Annotated in this window: 15 protein-coding genes; 11 read left to right on the forward strand and 4 right to left on the reverse strand. The window is 37.1% G+C overall.

The window, feature by feature from the left end; all coding sequences use genetic code 11:
• Positions 1–7 precede the first annotated feature (7 nt).
• Together recN and PCY10_RS00495 are read left to right on the forward strand one after the other, a co-directional pair.
• Positions 8–1,666, forward strand: a complete 1,659-nt coding sequence (gene recN, locus PCY10_RS00490; RefSeq protein ID WP_021002494.1) for a DNA repair protein RecN — start codon at positions 8–10, stop codon at positions 1,664–1,666.
• A gap of 312 nt (positions 1,667–1,978) precedes the next feature.
• A complete protein-coding gene (locus PCY10_RS00495) occupies positions 1,979–2,710 on the forward strand; it encodes a metallophosphoesterase (RefSeq protein ID WP_021002495.1) in 732 nt (243 codons plus the stop codon).
• A 62-nt stretch (positions 2,711–2,772) separates the two neighbouring features.
• Here PCY10_RS00495 and PCY10_RS00500 read toward each other — a convergent pair whose 3' ends face one another.
• The 4 genes from PCY10_RS00500 to PCY10_RS00515 are packed head-to-tail and all read right to left on the reverse strand — an operon-like array spanning position 2,773 to position 6,427.
• Positions 2,773–3,744, reverse strand: coding sequence for a siderophore ABC transporter substrate-binding protein (locus PCY10_RS00500; RefSeq protein ID WP_003076389.1), 972 nt, complete (start codon positions 3,742–3,744; stop codon positions 2,773–2,775).
• A gap of 21 nt (positions 3,745–3,765) precedes the next feature.
• The gene (locus tag PCY10_RS00505; protein ID WP_021002497.1) at positions 3,766–4,518 is read right to left on the reverse strand and encodes an ABC transporter ATP-binding protein; all 753 of its coding nucleotides are present in this window, start codon (positions 4,516–4,518) and stop codon (positions 3,766–3,768) included.
• Positions 4,519–5,481: an iron chelate uptake ABC transporter family permease subunit gene (locus tag PCY10_RS00510; protein WP_003076294.1), complete on the reverse strand. Its 963-nt coding sequence runs from the start codon at positions 5,479–5,481 to the stop codon at positions 4,519–4,521.
• Complete coding sequence (locus tag PCY10_RS00515) at positions 5,474–6,427, reverse strand: ABC transporter permease (RefSeq protein WP_301558735.1); 954 nt, start codon at positions 6,425–6,427, stop codon at positions 5,474–5,476. Before PCY10_RS00515 ends, PCY10_RS00510 begins: the two co-directional genes overlap by 8 nt.
• Before the next feature lie 236 nt (positions 6,428–6,663).
• Between PCY10_RS00515 and PCY10_RS00520 the strand changes: the two genes are divergently transcribed.
• The 9 genes from PCY10_RS00520 to PCY10_RS00560 all read left to right on the forward strand — a co-directional run bounded on the left by PCY10_RS00520 (position 6,664) and on the right by PCY10_RS00560 (position 15,523).
• The gene (locus PCY10_RS00520) at positions 6,664–7,497 is read left to right on the forward strand and encodes a DegV family protein (protein WP_003076577.1); all 834 of its coding nucleotides are present in this window, start codon (positions 6,664–6,666) and stop codon (positions 7,495–7,497) included.
• A 128-nt stretch (positions 7,498–7,625) separates the two neighbouring features.
• Positions 7,626–7,901, forward strand: coding sequence for an HU family DNA-binding protein (locus PCY10_RS00525; protein ID WP_003036014.1), 276 nt, complete (start codon positions 7,626–7,628; stop codon positions 7,899–7,901).
• 167 nt (positions 7,902–8,068) lie between these two features.
• On the forward strand, positions 8,069–8,530 hold the full coding sequence (locus tag PCY10_RS00530; protein WP_009569143.1) for a Fur family transcriptional regulator: 462 nt from the start codon (positions 8,069–8,071) through the stop codon (positions 8,528–8,530).
• Between the two features lie 137 nt (positions 8,531–8,667).
• Positions 8,668–9,360, forward strand: coding sequence for a phosphoglycerate mutase (locus PCY10_RS00535; protein WP_003036126.1), 693 nt, complete (start codon positions 8,668–8,670; stop codon positions 9,358–9,360).
• A gap of 156 nt (positions 9,361–9,516) precedes the next feature.
• Positions 9,517–11,577 (forward strand): penicillin-binding protein PBP2B, encoded by a 2,061-nt coding sequence (gene pbp2b, locus PCY10_RS00540; RefSeq protein ID WP_009569142.1) that lies wholly within the window; start codon positions 9,517–9,519, stop codon positions 11,575–11,577.
• A gap of 10 nt (positions 11,578–11,587) precedes the next feature.
• Positions 11,588–12,184: a recombination mediator RecR gene (gene recR, locus PCY10_RS00545; protein ID WP_021002498.1), complete on the forward strand. Its 597-nt coding sequence runs from the start codon at positions 11,588–11,590 to the stop codon at positions 12,182–12,184.
• 130 nt (positions 12,185–12,314) lie between these two features.
• Positions 12,315–13,361, forward strand: coding sequence for a D-alanine--D-alanine ligase (locus tag PCY10_RS00550; protein WP_041787686.1), 1,047 nt, complete (start codon positions 12,315–12,317; stop codon positions 13,359–13,361).
• A 253-nt stretch (positions 13,362–13,614) separates the two neighbouring features.
• On the forward strand, positions 13,615–14,985 hold the full coding sequence (murF, locus tag PCY10_RS00555) for a UDP-N-acetylmuramoyl-tripeptide--D-alanyl-D-alanine ligase (RefSeq protein WP_021002500.1): 1,371 nt from the start codon (positions 13,615–13,617) through the stop codon (positions 14,983–14,985).
• Entirely contained in the window at positions 14,975–15,523 is a 549-nt protein-coding gene (locus PCY10_RS00560) for a DUF1697 domain-containing protein (RefSeq protein ID WP_021002501.1), read from the forward strand. The genes murF and PCY10_RS00560 overlap by 11 nt, the downstream gene beginning before the upstream one ends.
• Positions 15,524–15,527 lie beyond the last annotated feature (4 nt).

Here is a 15,527-nt window from a genome sequence, read left to right on the forward strand (position 1 = left end):
GTAGCCTATGTTACTTGAAATTTCCATTAAAAATTTTGCAATTATTGAAGAGGTTTCTCTCAATTTTGAGCAAGGCATGACCGTTTTGACAGGTGAAACGGGTGCTGGGAAGTCTATTATCATTGATGCTATGAATATGATGTTGGGAAGCCGAGCAACAACAGATGTGATTCGTCATGGCGCTCCGAAAGCTGAGATTGAAGGACTGTTTGCGATTGAACAGAGTAAAGCTTTGGTTGAAATCTTTGAGCAGCAAGGGCTTGATATGACAGATGAGTTGATTATTCGGCGAGAAATTTTCCAAAACGGTCGCAGTATCAGCCGTATTAATGGTCAAATGGTCAATTTATCCGTTTTGCGATCGGTTGGACAGCATTTGGTGGATATTCATGGTCAGCACGACCAAGAAGAGTTGATGCGTTCCCAGTTACATATTGCTATGTTGGACGAGTTTGGAGATGAAGTATTTTTTAAACTCAAAGCGGATTATCAGCAAACTTTTGATCAGTATCGTCAGTTGCGTAAGCAAGTTATAACGATTCAGAAGAATCAAGAAGAAAATAAGGCGCGGATTGATATGCTGGAATATCAGATTGCAGAGATTGAGGCGGCTAATTTAAGAGCTGGCGAAGATTTGGCATTAAACCAAGAACGCGATAAATTACTCAACCATAAGCAGATTGCAGACACTTTGACAAATGCCTACGCTATGCTGGATAATGAGGATTTTTCGAGTTTATCTAATATTCGAGCTGCCATGAATGATATGGAAGCTATCGAAGAGTACGATGTTACTTACAAAGAAATTGCGGCTAATCTTTCTGAGTCTTACTATGTACTGGAAGACGCAACAAAGCGTTTGGAAGACATTCTAGATGACATGGATTTTGATGGTGATCGTCTCTTAGAAGTTGAAAGGCGTCTAGATCTGATTTATAGCATTACTCGTAAATACGGTGGGCATGTGGATGATGTGTTAGCTTATTTAGAGCAAATTTCTAAAGAATATGCGCTTCTGACTGGAAAGAATCTCTCATCAAATGATTTGGATCAAGAGTTGAGAAAGCTAGAGAAAGATTTGGTCTCTCTAGCAGGTCGTCTGAGTCAGGGACGGCACGAATTAGCCCAGCAATTAGAAGCAGAGATTCAGCAAGAATTAAAAGATCTCTATATGGAAAAGGCGAATTTTCGAGTTCAATTTACCAAAGGAAAGTTTAGCCGCGAGGGAAATGAGCATGTTGAATTTTACATTTCGACTAATCCGGGCGAAGATTACAAACCGCTCGTTAAGATTGCCTCCGGTGGTGAATTGTCACGTTTGATGTTGGCAATCAAGTCTGCTTTTTCTCGTAAAGAAGGCAAGACAAGCATTGTTTTTGATGAGGTAGACACAGGCGTATCTGGACGTGTTGCGCAAGCTATTGCTCAGAAAATTCATAAAATTGGCTCCAATGGACAAGTTCTTGCCATCTCGCACCTGCCACAAGTGATTGCTATTGCAGACTATCAATTTTTCATCGAGAAAATATCAGATGAATATTCAACCGTTTCAACAGTTCGCTTGTTGTCTGATGAAGAGCGTATCGAAGAGATTGCTAAAATGTTAGCGGGTGAAAATGTGACTGAAGCAGCTCTCACTCAGGCTAGAGAACTATTGAAACAGTAAATAGGTTGACATTGTTTGTCTCCTTCGTTATGCCAAAGTTCTGGTATAATGCCCCCGAATATTTGTATAATCTAATTTCTACAAAGTTGCTTAAGCACCTAGAAGGCTGCTAAGTCAGCAATGGAATAAAATGAAGTTTTCGTCAAAAGCACTCTTCCAAATTTGGAAGAGTGACTTGCTTCGCAAGTTTTATCTATAACTTCAAAGTAGTACTTTGAGTATAGTTCGTTTCTGCACTAGTTGTTTACTATACAAGAGGCTTTGAAGTTGGAGACTTGCGTTTCAATCTCTTCTTTTATCAGGAGGAAAACCATGACAAATTATTTTGTAATTGGAGATGTACATGGAAAGGCAAATATGCTAAAAATGCTACTCAAAAAATGGGATGGAAAAAGCCAGCTCATTTTTTTAGGAGATTTGATTGACCGTGGTGAGGATAGTAGAGCAGTTTTAGAGTGTGTGAAGAACCTTGTTGTAAAGCAAGGAGCGATTTGCATTTCTGGAAATCATGAGTATATGTTTCTAACTTGGTTAGATAATCCCGAGAGAGGATATGAACATTATCGCCGTAATGGTGGAGATACGACAATCAATTCCATTTTAAGACGATCTTTAGATACTCCTGTTGATGGAGTGGAAGATGCTAAGCGCGTGTTAGAAGAGGCACCAGATCTCGTGACTTTCATCCGTCAGATGCCCTTCTTTGTTGAAACAGAACAGTATATTTTTGTGCATGCCGGTATTGATTTAGATTTGAAAGATTGGCACCAAACTAGTGATTATCAAAAGGTTTGGTTGCGTGAACCCTTTCATCAGGGATACAATCAAACCGGAAAGACAATCGTATTTGGTCATACCCCAACTTTTTATCTCTTTTCTGAGAGACCTGGGACAAGTCACCTTTGGAGAACGCAGGATCAAAAAATTGGTATGGATGGTGGAGCTGTCTATGGTGGGGTTCTCCATGGAGTTTTATTCGGAGACGAGGGCATTTTAGAACATTATTTCGTCAAAAATCATACATTGGTGGCTGAAGATAATTGAATGTTGTACAACAAAAGAGTTGAAAGAACTTTTCAAGTAAGTTTTCTTTCAACTCTTTTTGTTTATTTTCCAGCTATATTTTTGACATCTTTAATCATCAATTTAGTAGACTCGAGACCACCACCGCTAAGGTACCAAAGATCCGATGTTAAATTAACAATCGCTTTCTTTTTAGCAGCATTTGTTTCTTGAATTAATGAATTATTCAATAAATCTTTATTCACTGAATTATCACCACCGATAGCAAGAGTTCGGTTGAGAGAGAAAATAATGTCTGGGTTGATTTGTTTGACACTTTCGAAACTGACCTCTTGACCATGCCGAGAGTCTTTAATTTTGGCATCAGTGGCTTTGAATTTCAGGGTGCTATAAAGAAATGCAAAACGTGATTTCGCACCAAATGCTGACATTGCGCCCTCGTTCAGCATAAGCGTTAAGGCTTTTTTAGTTGACTTTTCATTTGCACTTGCAACACTTTCAATCTCTTTATCTAATGCAGCTAGTTCGCTTTTAGCTTTTTTTGTTCCATCTTCTCCAAAGATACTTGCCAGGGAGAGAATGTTTTGTTTAGTAGACCCCCAGTAATCTTTATTATCTGCTTTAAAAAGGACAGTAGGAGCAATTTCTTTAAATTTCTTAACATACTGTGCCGTACGTGGAGAAGCAATGATTAAATCTGGTTTCAAGGCAGCGATTGCCTCCATATCAGGCTCTTTCATGGTGCCAACATTTTTGATGTTTTTTGAAAGATTTTTCAAGTAAGCAGGCAAGGTTTTCTTTGGGATCCCAGCGAGACTACTTTCCTTTCCTAGAGCCCGAATGGTATCGGCTGCACCAAGGTCAAACGTAACAATTTTTTTAGGATTGATTGGAACTTTAGTCTCCCCTGCTGCCGATTTAATAGAGACTTCACTTGCAGAAGATGAGGTATTTGTCTTTGTGTTTTGTTTATTATGAGCACCACAAGCTGCTAAAAGCACAACAGCAAAAGCTGTAAGGATAGATAACAATAGTTTTTTTGTATTCTGTTTCATCAGAAATCCTCCAAATTTAAATTATAGATATACACAGATTTTTTTCCCGTTGATTTCACCAAGGGTTATGTCCATTTCGTACAATGAATCTAAAGTTTCTTTTTTCATGATTTGTTCTGTCGTACCTTGACAAAAGAGTTTTCCATCTTTAAAGGCGACAATCTCATCCACATATTGACTAGCGATATTGATATCATGAATGACAATAATAATCGTTTTTCCCAGATCATCCACAAGTGAACGCAAGATTTTCATCATGGCAATACTTTGCTTAATATCCAGATTATTCAGTGGCTCATCCAAAAGAATAAAATCTGTATCCTGTGCCAAAACCATGGCAATAAAGACACGTTGCAATTGCCCTCCTGAAAGTGTATCAATAAAGCGATTTCGCAAGTCAAGGATATTCAGATAAATCAAGGCTTGCTCCACTTTTTGAACATCATCTTTTGTTAAGTAATCTTGGCTATACGGAAAGCGCCCAAATGAAACTAGTTCTTCAACGGTTAATTTCGATTGATAGTTGATTTTTTGCTTTAAAATCGTTAGCTCTTTAGCTAATTCTCTAGAATTCCAAGCTTCAATTTCTTTTCCTTTGATACTGAGAAACCCTTGATCTTTTTTGAGTAAGCGACTCATGATAGAGAGAAGAGTAGATTTGCCAGCACCGTTTGGTCCGATAAAGGCGGTGAATTTACTGGGAGAAATTCTTAAACGAATGTCGTCTAAGACTAACTCTTCCCCAAATGATTTGCTAATGTTTTCTAATTGCATTTAACGTTTTGCCTCCTTTGCTAACAGATAGAAGAAGAAAGAACCTCCTACTAACTCGATGACCATGCTGACATTAATTTGTAGTTGAAAGATTCGCTCTACCAGCAGTTGTCCGCTGATTAGAAAGATAAAGCCGAGTAAACTGGCCACTAAAAAGAGCCATTTATGCTGGTATTCTTTGATGAGTAGATAGGCTAGATTAGACATCATAAAGCCAAAAAACATCATGGGTCCAGCTAAAGCAGTCGTTGACGAAGTCAGTAAAACAATAGCCCATAGCAGTTTTTTTTGCTCTTTTTCTACCTCTATGCCTAAAATCATAGCTGTCTTTTTATCTAAACGGAAGACATTGAGCACAGCATTCTTTTTCAGTACATATAGACTGACTAGTCCGATGATGACAGTAGCAATCAGAACAATTTCCATATTCATTCGTTGAAATGAAGGAAATAGTTTTGTTTGAAGCTTATCGTATTCGTTAGGATCCATCAATACTTGCAGAAAGGTACTCGTACTTCTAAATAGTGTGCCTAATGCCATACAGATGAGTAAGATGAACACAAAACCTTGTTGTAACAGTTTTTTAATCATAGGCTGCAAACAAAGGAAAAATCCACATTGAATACTCATAATGATAATAAACTCAAACAAGGGATTTGATATCTTTCCAATAAACTGATTGGCAAAAAATAGATAGACAGTCTGCATGAGCACGTAGAGAGCATCCAGGCCTAGGATACTTGGTGTTAAAAATCGATTTTCAGTAATCGTTTGGAAACTGATTGTTGAAAAACTAGCAGCAACTGCAATGATTAGATAGGCCAATAACTTTTGCGATCGCAGTTTTATGATAAAGCCTGTCAAAGGATACTCTGTTGGCATCAGGTAGAAAAATATAGCTACTATAGCCACAAAAAGTAGCAAGATGATGAGTCCTCTTGTTTGGATTTTCATTTTATTCATGAGTGGCACCTCGCCATAAAAGATAAATGAATGTTAAACTTCCAAAAATTCCCAGAATCAAACTAACTGAGATTTCGTAGGGACGGATCACCATACGTGACATAATATCACAGATTAAAATCAAGCCTGCTCCTGTCAGGGCAGTAATACTTTTGATGCGCGTGATATGATCTCCATAAAATTTTCGCACAATATTTGGTACAATCACGCCTATGAAAGGAAGCGAGCCTACTGTAATCATTGTCACACTGGTTGTGAGAGCAATGAGAAATAGGCTCAATCCTTCCATTTGATAAAAAGATATCCCTAGATTATGGCTAGCATCTTCTCCTAGATTCATGATTGTAAAAGTAGCAGACAACCGCCAGACAGCAATCAGAATAACAAAACTCAAAAAAAGCCACTCATATTGATGTGTCTGAATCATTGCAAAAGATCCTTGCGTCCACGATGTCATACTTTGCACTAGATCAAAATGATAGGCAAGAATTTCAGCAGCTGCACTAATGACACCACTATAAATAATTCCGACAAGTGGCAGCAACCATTTTTCCTTAAATGATAATTTTCTGATAAATCTAATAAAAATAATCGTAAAAAAAATAGAAGAGAGAAAGGCGAAGAGCATTTTTTGAGCCAAATTTGCTGTTGGAAAGAAGAAGAGGCTGAGAAGCATACCGAACTTTGCAGCATTTACTGTTCCAATTGTACTAGGCGCCGCAAAATGATTCTGTGTAACAGATTGCATCAAAAGCCCTGCAATACTCATGCTAGAACCTGCCAAAATGATACTAATGGTCCTTGGTAAGCGTGACTCTAAAAACAACAGCCAAGTGTTCGTCTCACCACTAAGTAGTTTATGCCAAGAAAAACTGCTAGCACCAACCATAATTGAAATGAAAGCCAGTATAAGACAAAGAATTCCTAAAAATTTTGTCTGTTTCATTTGTCAACTATTCCCTCTTTCTCTGAAAATTTACTTTAACTTAAGATACTAGAATAGGCTAACAAAAAAACATTAGAGTGTCAATTATTTTCTGAAAATTTAATAATTCTGTCTATTGAGAACAATAAAGAGCTATACACATCTTTTACATATTTTATTCAGAAAAATTATTCCACAAAATATTATTTTTTTGATATAATAAATTAAATAGATAAAAATTATAAAGTAGGGAAAACATGGCAAAAATCAAAATTGTAACGGATTCATCTATTACGATTGAACCGCAAGTTGTAGAGGATTTAGAGATTACAATCGTCCCTTTGTCTGTAATGGTAGATGGTGTTGTTTATTCCGACGCTGATCTGAAAGAAGGAGAATTTCTTCGCTTAATGCAGTCCAGTAGAAATCTTCCTAAGACAAGTCAACCGCCCGTTGGAGTCTTTGCAGAGGTTTTTGAACGATTAGGTGAACATGCTGATAAAATCATTTCAATTCATATGTCCCATGCTTTATCTGGAACAGTTGAGGCCGCACGGCAAGGTGCTACTTTATCAAATGTTGATGTCACAGTCATTGATAGCTCTTTTACAGATCAAGCTTTGAAGTTTCAAGTGGTAGAAGCTGCCAAATTAGCCAAGGCAGGTGCTGATTTAGAAGATATTTTAGCAAAAATTGAAGAAGTGCGTGAAAAAACGGAACTTTATATTGGTGTATCAACTCTTGAAAATCTTGTAAAAGGAGGTCGCATTGGTCGTGTAACAGGACTTCTCAGCTCGCTTCTGAATATTCGAGTGGTGATGCAGATGAAACAGCATGAACTACAACCAATTGTAAAAGGGCGGGGCGTAAAAACTTTTAAAAAATGGGTCAATGATTTAGCTGTCAATCTGCAAGATAAAAAAGTGGCAGAAATTGGAATTTCGTATGCAGGGACTGCTGAATTGGCGAACGAGATGAAACAAGTCTTGCAAGAGTATGTGACCATGCCAATTCCTGTTTTAGAAACGGGTTCTATTATTCAAACGCATACGGGAGAAAATGCTTGGGCAGTCCTAGTTCGTTATGAATAAGTTTAATATTTTGTGAAAAATATAAAAAAGTTCGTTTTGTGCTTGACCTAATGGTATTTTTTAGATATGATAATACTTGTTAGGATTAGTAACTACTAATTCATAAAATATTTTGGAGGATTTGTTAAATGGCTAACAAACAAGATTTAATCGCAAAAGTAGCAGAAGCTACAGAATTGACTAAAAAAGATTCAGCAGCAGCAGTTGATGCAGTATTTGCAGCAGTAACTGAATTTCTTTCAGCTGGTGAAAAAGTTCAATTGATTGGTTTTGGTAATTTTGAAGTTCGTGAACGTGCAGCTCGTAAAGGTCGCAACCCACAAACTGGTAAAGAAATCACAATTGCAGCTTCTAAAGTACCAGCTTTCAAAGCAGGTAAAGCTCTTAAAGACGCTGTAAAATAACAGCGATTTAAAAAGCCTATTGCGTCAAGCTTTCTAGCTTGTGCAATAGGCTTTTTTCTATAGTTTGAGGGAGAGGTTTAGCATTTGTTTTGTGTTACAATCATTCTAATACGCATTCTTCTGTTTTCATGATATAATAAAGAAAAATGATTATGAGTGAGTAGGAAATGAGTTTACATCCTTATTTAGAAATTAAAGATCAAAGTGATTATGAAAATGTTATTCAACGATTGAAAAAGAAAGGTGTGCGTATTACAGAAACCAGAAAGGCAGTTATTGCCTATATGATTTGGACGCATGCGCATCCTAGTGCAGAAAAGATTTATCAAGATTTGAGGCCTGAGTTTCCTAATATGAGCTTAGCAACGGTTTATAATAATTTAAAAGTGCTGACTGACGAGGGGGTTGTGGAGGAAATTAAAATAAAAAATGACAACACGACCTATTTTGATTTTATGGGGCATGAGCATTTGAATATTGTTTGTGAAAAATGTGGGCGAATCGCTGATTTTGATGATGTAGATATTCCAGATATTAAGCGAGAAGCCGAGGAGCAAACAGGCTACAGTATTACAAAAACAAAAGTTTTGATGTATGGAATTTGCTCGGATTGTTTGAAAAACGGCTAAGATTATAGGTGCTATCTAAACAAAGAAAATTGTCAAAAATAGAATATTCTCCCGTTGATACTAGCTTTTTTTGAAAAAATTTTGTAAAATAGAGTAGTGACTGCAATACAGTTTTCAAAAATCAAAGGAGATATCTAATGGTAAAATTAGTTTTTGCTCGCCATGGTGAGTCTGAATGGAACAAAGCTAACTTGTTTACGGGTTGGGCTGATGTTGATTTGTCTGAAAAGGGGACACAACAAGCAATTGATGCTGGTAAGTTGATCAAAGAAGCTGGTATTGAATTTGACCAAGCATATACGTCTGTTTTGACACGTGCTATCAAAACAACAAATCTCGCTCTTGAAGCTGCAGGTCAACTTTGGGTTCCAGTTGAAAAGTCATGGCGTTTGAATGAACGTCACTATGGTGGTTTGACAGGTCAAAACAAAGCTGAAGCAGCTGAAAAATGGGGTGATGAACAAGTTCATATTTGGCGTCGTTCTTATGACGTATTGCCACCAGCAATGGCGAAAGATGATCAATATTCAGCACATACTGATCGCCGTTATGCAAATCTTGATGACTCAGTTATTCCAGATGCAGAAAACTTGAAAGTAACCTTGGAACGTGCACTTCCATTCTGGGAAGATAAAATCGCTCCAGCTTTGAAAGATGGTAAAAATGTGTTTGTTGGGGCACATGGGAACTCAATTCGTGCTCTTGTAAAACACATCAAGCAATTGTCAGATGACGAAATTATGAATGTAGAAATTCCAAATTTCCCACCACTTGTCTTTGAATTTGATGATAAATTGAATCTTGTAAAAGAATACTATCTTGGAAAATAAGTCCAATAAAATATTAAGAGGCTCTGCGTAAGCGGGGCTTTTTGATATTATGCCAAGCTTTCATTCTTTGCTTGTATTTTTTATCAGTATTTTCCATTTTACTTGACTTCATTTTCTTGGATTTGTGGTACAATAAAAGGTAGCATTTTGACTAGAATGAGAGAAAATATGTCTAAGAAAATAAGAAAATTTGATAGTCACTCTATCCCACGACGCTTGAATTTATTATTTGGAATTGTGATTTTATTGTTTATGGGCTTGATCGTTCGCTTGGGCTATATGCAGGTTGTCCATAAACATTTTTATACAAAAAAGTTAGCAACGGCCAGTAAAACCAAAGTGACAACCAGTTCTGTTCGTGGTCAGATTTATGATGCGAGTGGGAAACCTTTGGTTGAGAATACAACCAAGCAAGTTGTTTCCTTTACACGTAGCAATAAAATGACAGCTGAAAAGATTAAAAAAATTGCTCAGAAGTTGCTACCATTCGTTTCTATTTCTAATGTAAATGTTACTGATCAGCAACAAATAGATTATTATTTAGCAGACAGTGAGATTTATAAGAAAGTTGTTAATCGACTTCCTAAAAATAAAAAATATAGTTCAGATGGAAATCGTTTGGCGGAATCTAAGATTTATAAGAATGCTGTTAAGAGTGTGGATGTGGCTGAGCTAAATTATTCAGATGAAGATAAAAAAACGATTTATTTGTTCAGTCAAATGAATGCCATTGCAAATTTTGAGACAGGAAATATTCGAACAGATGATTTATCGGCTGACCAAATTGCGACAATTGCCTCTAGTTCGAAAGACTTATCTGGTATCAGTATTACCACTAGCTGGGATAGAAAAGTGCTAGATACATCTTTAGCCTCTATCATTGGAAGTGTTTCCAGTGAAAAGGCAGGTCTGCCCGCTGAAGAAGTTAATGCTTATTTGAAAAAGGGTTATTCTCTCAATGATCGTGTTGGAACAAGTTACTTAGAGAAGCAATATGAATCTACTCTTCAAGGGAAACGTGCAGTCAAAGAAATCAATCTTGATAAAAATGGGAATATGGAAAGTGTTAAAAATATTTCCAACGGTAGTAAGGGAAATAATCTGAAATTAACACTGGATTTGGCATTTCAGAATGGTGTTGAAGATATTCTAAAACGATATTTTACGGCCGAGTTAGCTAGTGGACATGCCACTCATTCGGAAGGTGTTTATGCAGTTGCTATGAACCCTAAAACGGGTGCTATTCTAGCAATGGCAGGTCTGAAACATGACATCAATACAGGGAAGTTAACAGCAGATTCTCTGGGGACCATTATGAATAGTTTTGTGCCTGGTTCGGTTGTTAAGGGTGCGACTTTAACAGCTGGCTGGGAATATGGAGCTATCACTGGAAATCAAGTTATGACAGATCAGCCGATTTCTTTTGGAGGTTCCTCTGCAATCACTTCTTGGTTTACACAATATGGAGCGCGACAAATTACAGCTTTAGAAGCATTGGAATATTCCTCTAATACATACATGGTCCAACTAGCGTTGAATATGATGGGAACGCCTTATTCGCCTAATATGACGATTGATTTGAAAAATTTGAATTCCTCTATGGACAAATTGCGTAAAACTTTTGCGCAATATGGATTAGGAGCATCCACAGGAATTGATTTACCAAGTGAGTCCGAAGGCTATACTCCTAAAAAATATACGTTTGCAAACTATTTAACCAATGCTTTTGGCCAGTTTGATAATTATACACCAATGCAATTAGCTCAGTATGCTGCAACGGTAGCTAATGGTGGTACTCGTATCGCACCACACTTAGTGGAAGGAATTTATGACAATAATGAAAAAGGTGGTCTTGGAAAATTAATTGAAGGAAAAGCCACCAAAGAGTTAAATAAAGTGGATATTTCAAAAGACAATATGGAATTAATTCGTCGAGGTTTTTACCAAGTAGTACATGGCACAAGCGGCTTTACAACAGGGCGTACTTTATCTCAAGGTGAAGCAGTGCCAATCAGTGCGAAAACAGGGACAGCAGAAACCTTTGCAGGTGGAAAAGAAGCCATCAACACCAATGTCGTCGCTTATGCGCCAAGTAATAATCCGCAGATTGCTGTAGCGGTCGTATTTCCACATAACACCAACCTATCTTCAACCGTCAGCCATAGTATAACTCGTGATATTATTAACTTATATCATCAACAACATCCGATGAACTAGAAAGGAACTTATGCTTTATCCAACACCGATTGCAAAATTGATTGAAAGTTTTTCAAAATTACCAGGAATTGGCATCAAATCAGCAACACGTTTGGCATTTTATACCATTAGCATGAGTGATGATGATGTTAATGAATTTGCTAAAAATTTACTTGCAGCAAAACGTGAGTTAACATATTGCTCTATTTGTGGGAATTTAACGGATGACAATCCCTGTGCTATCTGTACCGATGAGACTCGTGACCAATCGACTATTTTAGTTGTAGAAGATAGCCGAGATGTCTCTGCTATGGAAAACATTCAAGAATATCATGGCTTGTACCATGTTTTGCAGGGATTGATTTCTCCTATGAATGGTATTGATCCAGATGACATCAATCTGAAAAGTTTAATCACACGATTGATGGATAGTGAAGTGACAGAAGTGATTGTAGCAACTAATGCAACAGCAGATGGAGAAGCAACTTCCATGTATATCTCACGAGTGTTAAAGCCAGCTGGTATCAAAGTGACACGTCTTGCTCGAGGATTAGCAGTTGGTTCTGATATTGAATATGCAGATGAAGTGACTTTGCTTCGAGCTATTGAGAATCGTACGGAGTTGTAAAAGGGTGATAGAGCTTTGTTTAAAAGAAAATGAAAGCTCTGTTTCTGTTCAAAAACAAGCTAAAATATGGTATACTAAAAGGCGATTAAATTTGTAGATTTCTTTTAAGATGAGAAGGTTAGGTATGAAAATGTCAAAACAACAAATCATTCTTCTTTACGGCGGACGCAGTGCGGAAAGAAAAGTCTCTGTCTTATCAGCAGAGAGTGTCATGCGTGCGATTAATTATGACAAATTTTTTGTCAAAACTTATTTCATCACGCAAGCGGGTGATTTTATCAAGACGCAAGAATTTTCAAGCAAACCTGCTGATGATGAAAAATTAATGACCAATGATACCGTCATTGAGAGTCAAAAAATGAAGCCGAGTGACATTTACGAAGAAGGGGCAGTTGTGTTCCCAGTTCTTCATGGCCCAATGGGAGAAGACGGGTCTATCCAAGGATTTCTTGAAGTGTTGAAAATGCCTTATGTTGGCTGCAATATTCTTTCGTCGAGTATTGCGATGGATAAAATCACAACTAAACGTGTGTTAGCTTCTGTTGGTATTCCTCAAGTGCCGTATGTAGCCGTAGTGGAAGGGGAAGATGTAGAAGAAAAGATTGCAGAAGTAGAAGCTAATCTGACTTATCCAGTCTTTACTAAACCATCAAATATGGGTTCTAGTGTTGGCATTTCTAAATCTGAAAACAAAGATGAATTGTGTTCTGCTCTTAAGTTAGCTTTCAAATACGATAGTCGTGTCTTGATTGAGCAAGGTGTCAATGCGCGTGAAATTGAAGTTGGTTTATTTGGGAACGAAGGAGCTAAAAGTAGTTTACCAGGTGAAGTGGTGAAAGATGTCGCTTTTTATGATTACGAAGCCAAGTACATTGACAATAAAATTACTATGGATATCCCTGCAAAACTCTCTGAAGATGTTATTGCCACTATGTGTGACTATGCTGAAAAAGCTTTCCATGCAATTGGTGGCGTTGGGTTATCTCGTTGTGATTTCTTTTATACTGATAAGGGTGAGATTTTCCTCAATGAGTTAAACACGATGCCTGGATTCACACAGTGGTCAATGTATCCACTTCTTTGGGAAAATATGGGACTTTCTTACTCTGACTTGATCGAGCAATTAGTCCTCTTAGCCCAAGAAATCTTTGCAAAACGTGAAAAACACTTACTGTGAGAAGATTTTGAGCGAGATGGATTAGGTGCTGTTTCAAGCTTGAAAAGCGAACAAAATTCAAGTTCTACTTTCAACTTTAAAGTTTTGTTCTAAGCAATTAGCCATTAGCATTAAGATAAGACAGGGATAATATTTTTCCTGCCTTTTCATTTTTTCTGTTATTTTGCTAGATCTTTTAGTGAATCTGTAAAAGTCGGTTTTTCTGTGGTATAATGAGAGAGTTAGAGATATTTAAGATAAGCAGGGGATAAAAATGCAATTAACGTTCTATGAGGTGGCTTCTGTTTTGAAAGCCAAAAATGATGTTCATCTATTTCCAGATTGTACATTTAGAAAGGCAGAATTTGACAGCCGATTGATTGGAGAGGGAGATTTATTTCTGCCTCTTAAGGGTGCGCGTGATGGGCATGACTTTATTGCGACAGCATTTGAAAATGGAGCTGTGGCAACCTTGTCAGAAAAAGAATTGGAAGGCTATCCTTATATTTTAGTAGATGATGTATTAGCAGCACTGCAGCATTTGGCACGGTATTATCTGGAAAAGATGAAGGTAGATGTTTTTGCAGTCACAGGTTCTAATGGTAAGACGACGACCAAAGACATGCTGGCTCACCTCTTGTCAATGGCTTATAAGACTTACAAAACGCAAGGAAACTACAATAATGAAATTGGTCTTCCTTATACGGTCTTGCATATGCCAGATGATACTGAAAAGTTGGTTCTGGAAATGGGGCAAGATCACATGGGGGATATTCATCTTTTATCTACTATCGCTCAGCCAAAAGTAGGCATAGTGACTTTAATTGGAGAAGCACATCTAGAATTTTTTAAAAGCCGTCATGAAATTGCAAAAGGAAAGCTACAAATCGCTGACGGTATGAAAAATGGGGCTCTTTTAGTTGTTCCAGCGGACAAGATTATCAATGACTTTTTACCAAGTCAGCAAAATGTTGTTCGTTTTGGTCCAGACGAAGATATTTGTCTAACAAAATTAGAAGAACGAAAAGATAGCTTGACCTTTGAGACCAACTTTTTAACTAGTGCTATTGACCTTCCAGTAACTGGAAAATACAATGCGACTAATGCTATGGTTGCAACCTATGTAGCTTTAAAAGAAGGGGTGACAGAAGAGGCCATTCAAAAAGCTTTTTTAACTCTTGAATTAACGCGAAATCGCACTGAATGGAAAAAAGCTAAAAATGGAGCTGATATCCTCTCAGATGTTTATAATGCGAATCCAACAGCTATGCGTCTGATTTTGGAAACTTTTTCTACAATTCCTTATAATGATAATGGTCGGAAGTTGGTTGTTTTAGCTGATATGAAGGAGCTGGGGGCTGAGTCTAAACAAATGCATAGCGCTATGATAACTAGTCTAAATCCGGAAATTTTATCAGAAATATTTCTCTACGGAGAAGATATGGCTGCTCTTTTTAGCTATGCCAAGGAAATTTTCCCGCTAGGGAGAGTCCACTATTTTGTAAAAAATGCTGAAAAAGACCAGTTTCCGGCCTTAGTAAAAGCGATTAAAAAAGTGCTCCAACCAGCAGATCAAGTGTTGATAAAAGGAAGTAACTCTATGAATTTAGCTAATCTAGTAGAGGAATTGGAGAATGAGGTGTAAGCATCAGGTGCAGTATCTTGCTCTTCTTCGCGGTGTGATGCCTATGGGACCAAATCGAATTCCTAAGATGAGTGATTTAGTTCAATTGTTGGGAACATCTGGTTTAGATAATGTTTCAAGTTATATTCAATCAGGTAATGTGATTTGTGAAACGAGTATATCTGCTAAAGAATTGGCTCGACATATTCATCAATTGATTTTAGAGAAAATCGGCGCAAATTTAGCCATTATTGTAAAAGAAAAATCGGATTTAGAAAAAGCTATCTTACAAAATCCTTTCCCCGAGGAATTGGATTCATCACGGATTCATCTGGTTTTTACAAACAGTCATATTTCGACAGAGCGATTGACAGAAGTGAGAGAAATGAACTTTACAGATGAAATATTTGCAGTTGGAGAAACTTGCCTTTATATGTATCTACCAAGAGATGCTAGAATAAAGAAATTAAATAATAATTTTCTTGAAAAGAAATTAGGTATTATTGCTACAACAAGAAAATTAAGTGTCATAAAAAAATTAATTGATAGGATGGATTAGTAGA

Origin of the sequence: Streptococcus sp. SI1, assembly GCF_030439945.1 — a bacterium.
Classification (GTDB): Bacteria; Bacillota; Bacilli; order Lactobacillales; family Streptococcaceae; genus Streptococcus; species Streptococcus intermedius.

Excerpts from the sequence above, each read along its gene's own strand:
- recN (WP_021002494.1), top strand. The coding sequence starts at position 8 with ATGTTACTTGAAATTTCCATTAAAAATTTTGCAATTATTGAAGAGGTT.
- PCY10_RS00495 (WP_021002495.1), top strand. The coding sequence starts at position 1,979 with ATGACAAATTATTTTGTAATTGGAGATGTACATGGAAAGGCAAATATG.
- PCY10_RS00500 (WP_003076389.1), bottom strand. The coding sequence starts at position 3,744 with ATGAAACAGAATACAAAAAAACTATTGTTATCTATCCTTACAGCTTTT.
- PCY10_RS00505 (WP_021002497.1), bottom strand. The coding sequence starts at position 4,518 with ATGCAATTAGAAAACATTAGCAAATCATTTGGGGAAGAGTTAGTCTTA.
- PCY10_RS00510 (WP_003076294.1), bottom strand. The coding sequence starts at position 5,481 with ATGAATAAAATGAAAATCCAAACAAGAGGACTCATCATCTTGCTACTT.
- PCY10_RS00515 (WP_301558735.1), bottom strand. The coding sequence starts at position 6,427 with ATGAAACAGACAAAATTTTTAGGAATTCTTTGTCTTATACTGGCTTTC.
- PCY10_RS00520 (WP_003076577.1), top strand. The coding sequence starts at position 6,664 with ATGGCAAAAATCAAAATTGTAACGGATTCATCTATTACGATTGAACCG.
- PCY10_RS00525 (WP_003036014.1), top strand. The coding sequence starts at position 7,626 with ATGGCTAACAAACAAGATTTAATCGCAAAAGTAGCAGAAGCTACAGAA.
- PCY10_RS00530 (WP_009569143.1), top strand. The coding sequence starts at position 8,069 with ATGAGTTTACATCCTTATTTAGAAATTAAAGATCAAAGTGATTATGAA.
- PCY10_RS00535 (WP_003036126.1), top strand. The coding sequence starts at position 8,668 with ATGGTAAAATTAGTTTTTGCTCGCCATGGTGAGTCTGAATGGAACAAA.
- pbp2b (WP_009569142.1), top strand. The coding sequence starts at position 9,517 with ATGAGAGAAAATATGTCTAAGAAAATAAGAAAATTTGATAGTCACTCT.
- recR (WP_021002498.1), top strand. The coding sequence starts at position 11,588 with ATGCTTTATCCAACACCGATTGCAAAATTGATTGAAAGTTTTTCAAAA.
- PCY10_RS00550 (WP_041787686.1), top strand. The coding sequence starts at position 12,315 with ATGTCAAAACAACAAATCATTCTTCTTTACGGCGGACGCAGTGCGGAA.
- murF (WP_021002500.1), top strand. The coding sequence starts at position 13,615 with ATGCAATTAACGTTCTATGAGGTGGCTTCTGTTTTGAAAGCCAAAAAT.
- PCY10_RS00560 (WP_021002501.1), top strand. The coding sequence starts at position 14,975 with ATGAGGTGTAAGCATCAGGTGCAGTATCTTGCTCTTCTTCGCGGTGTG.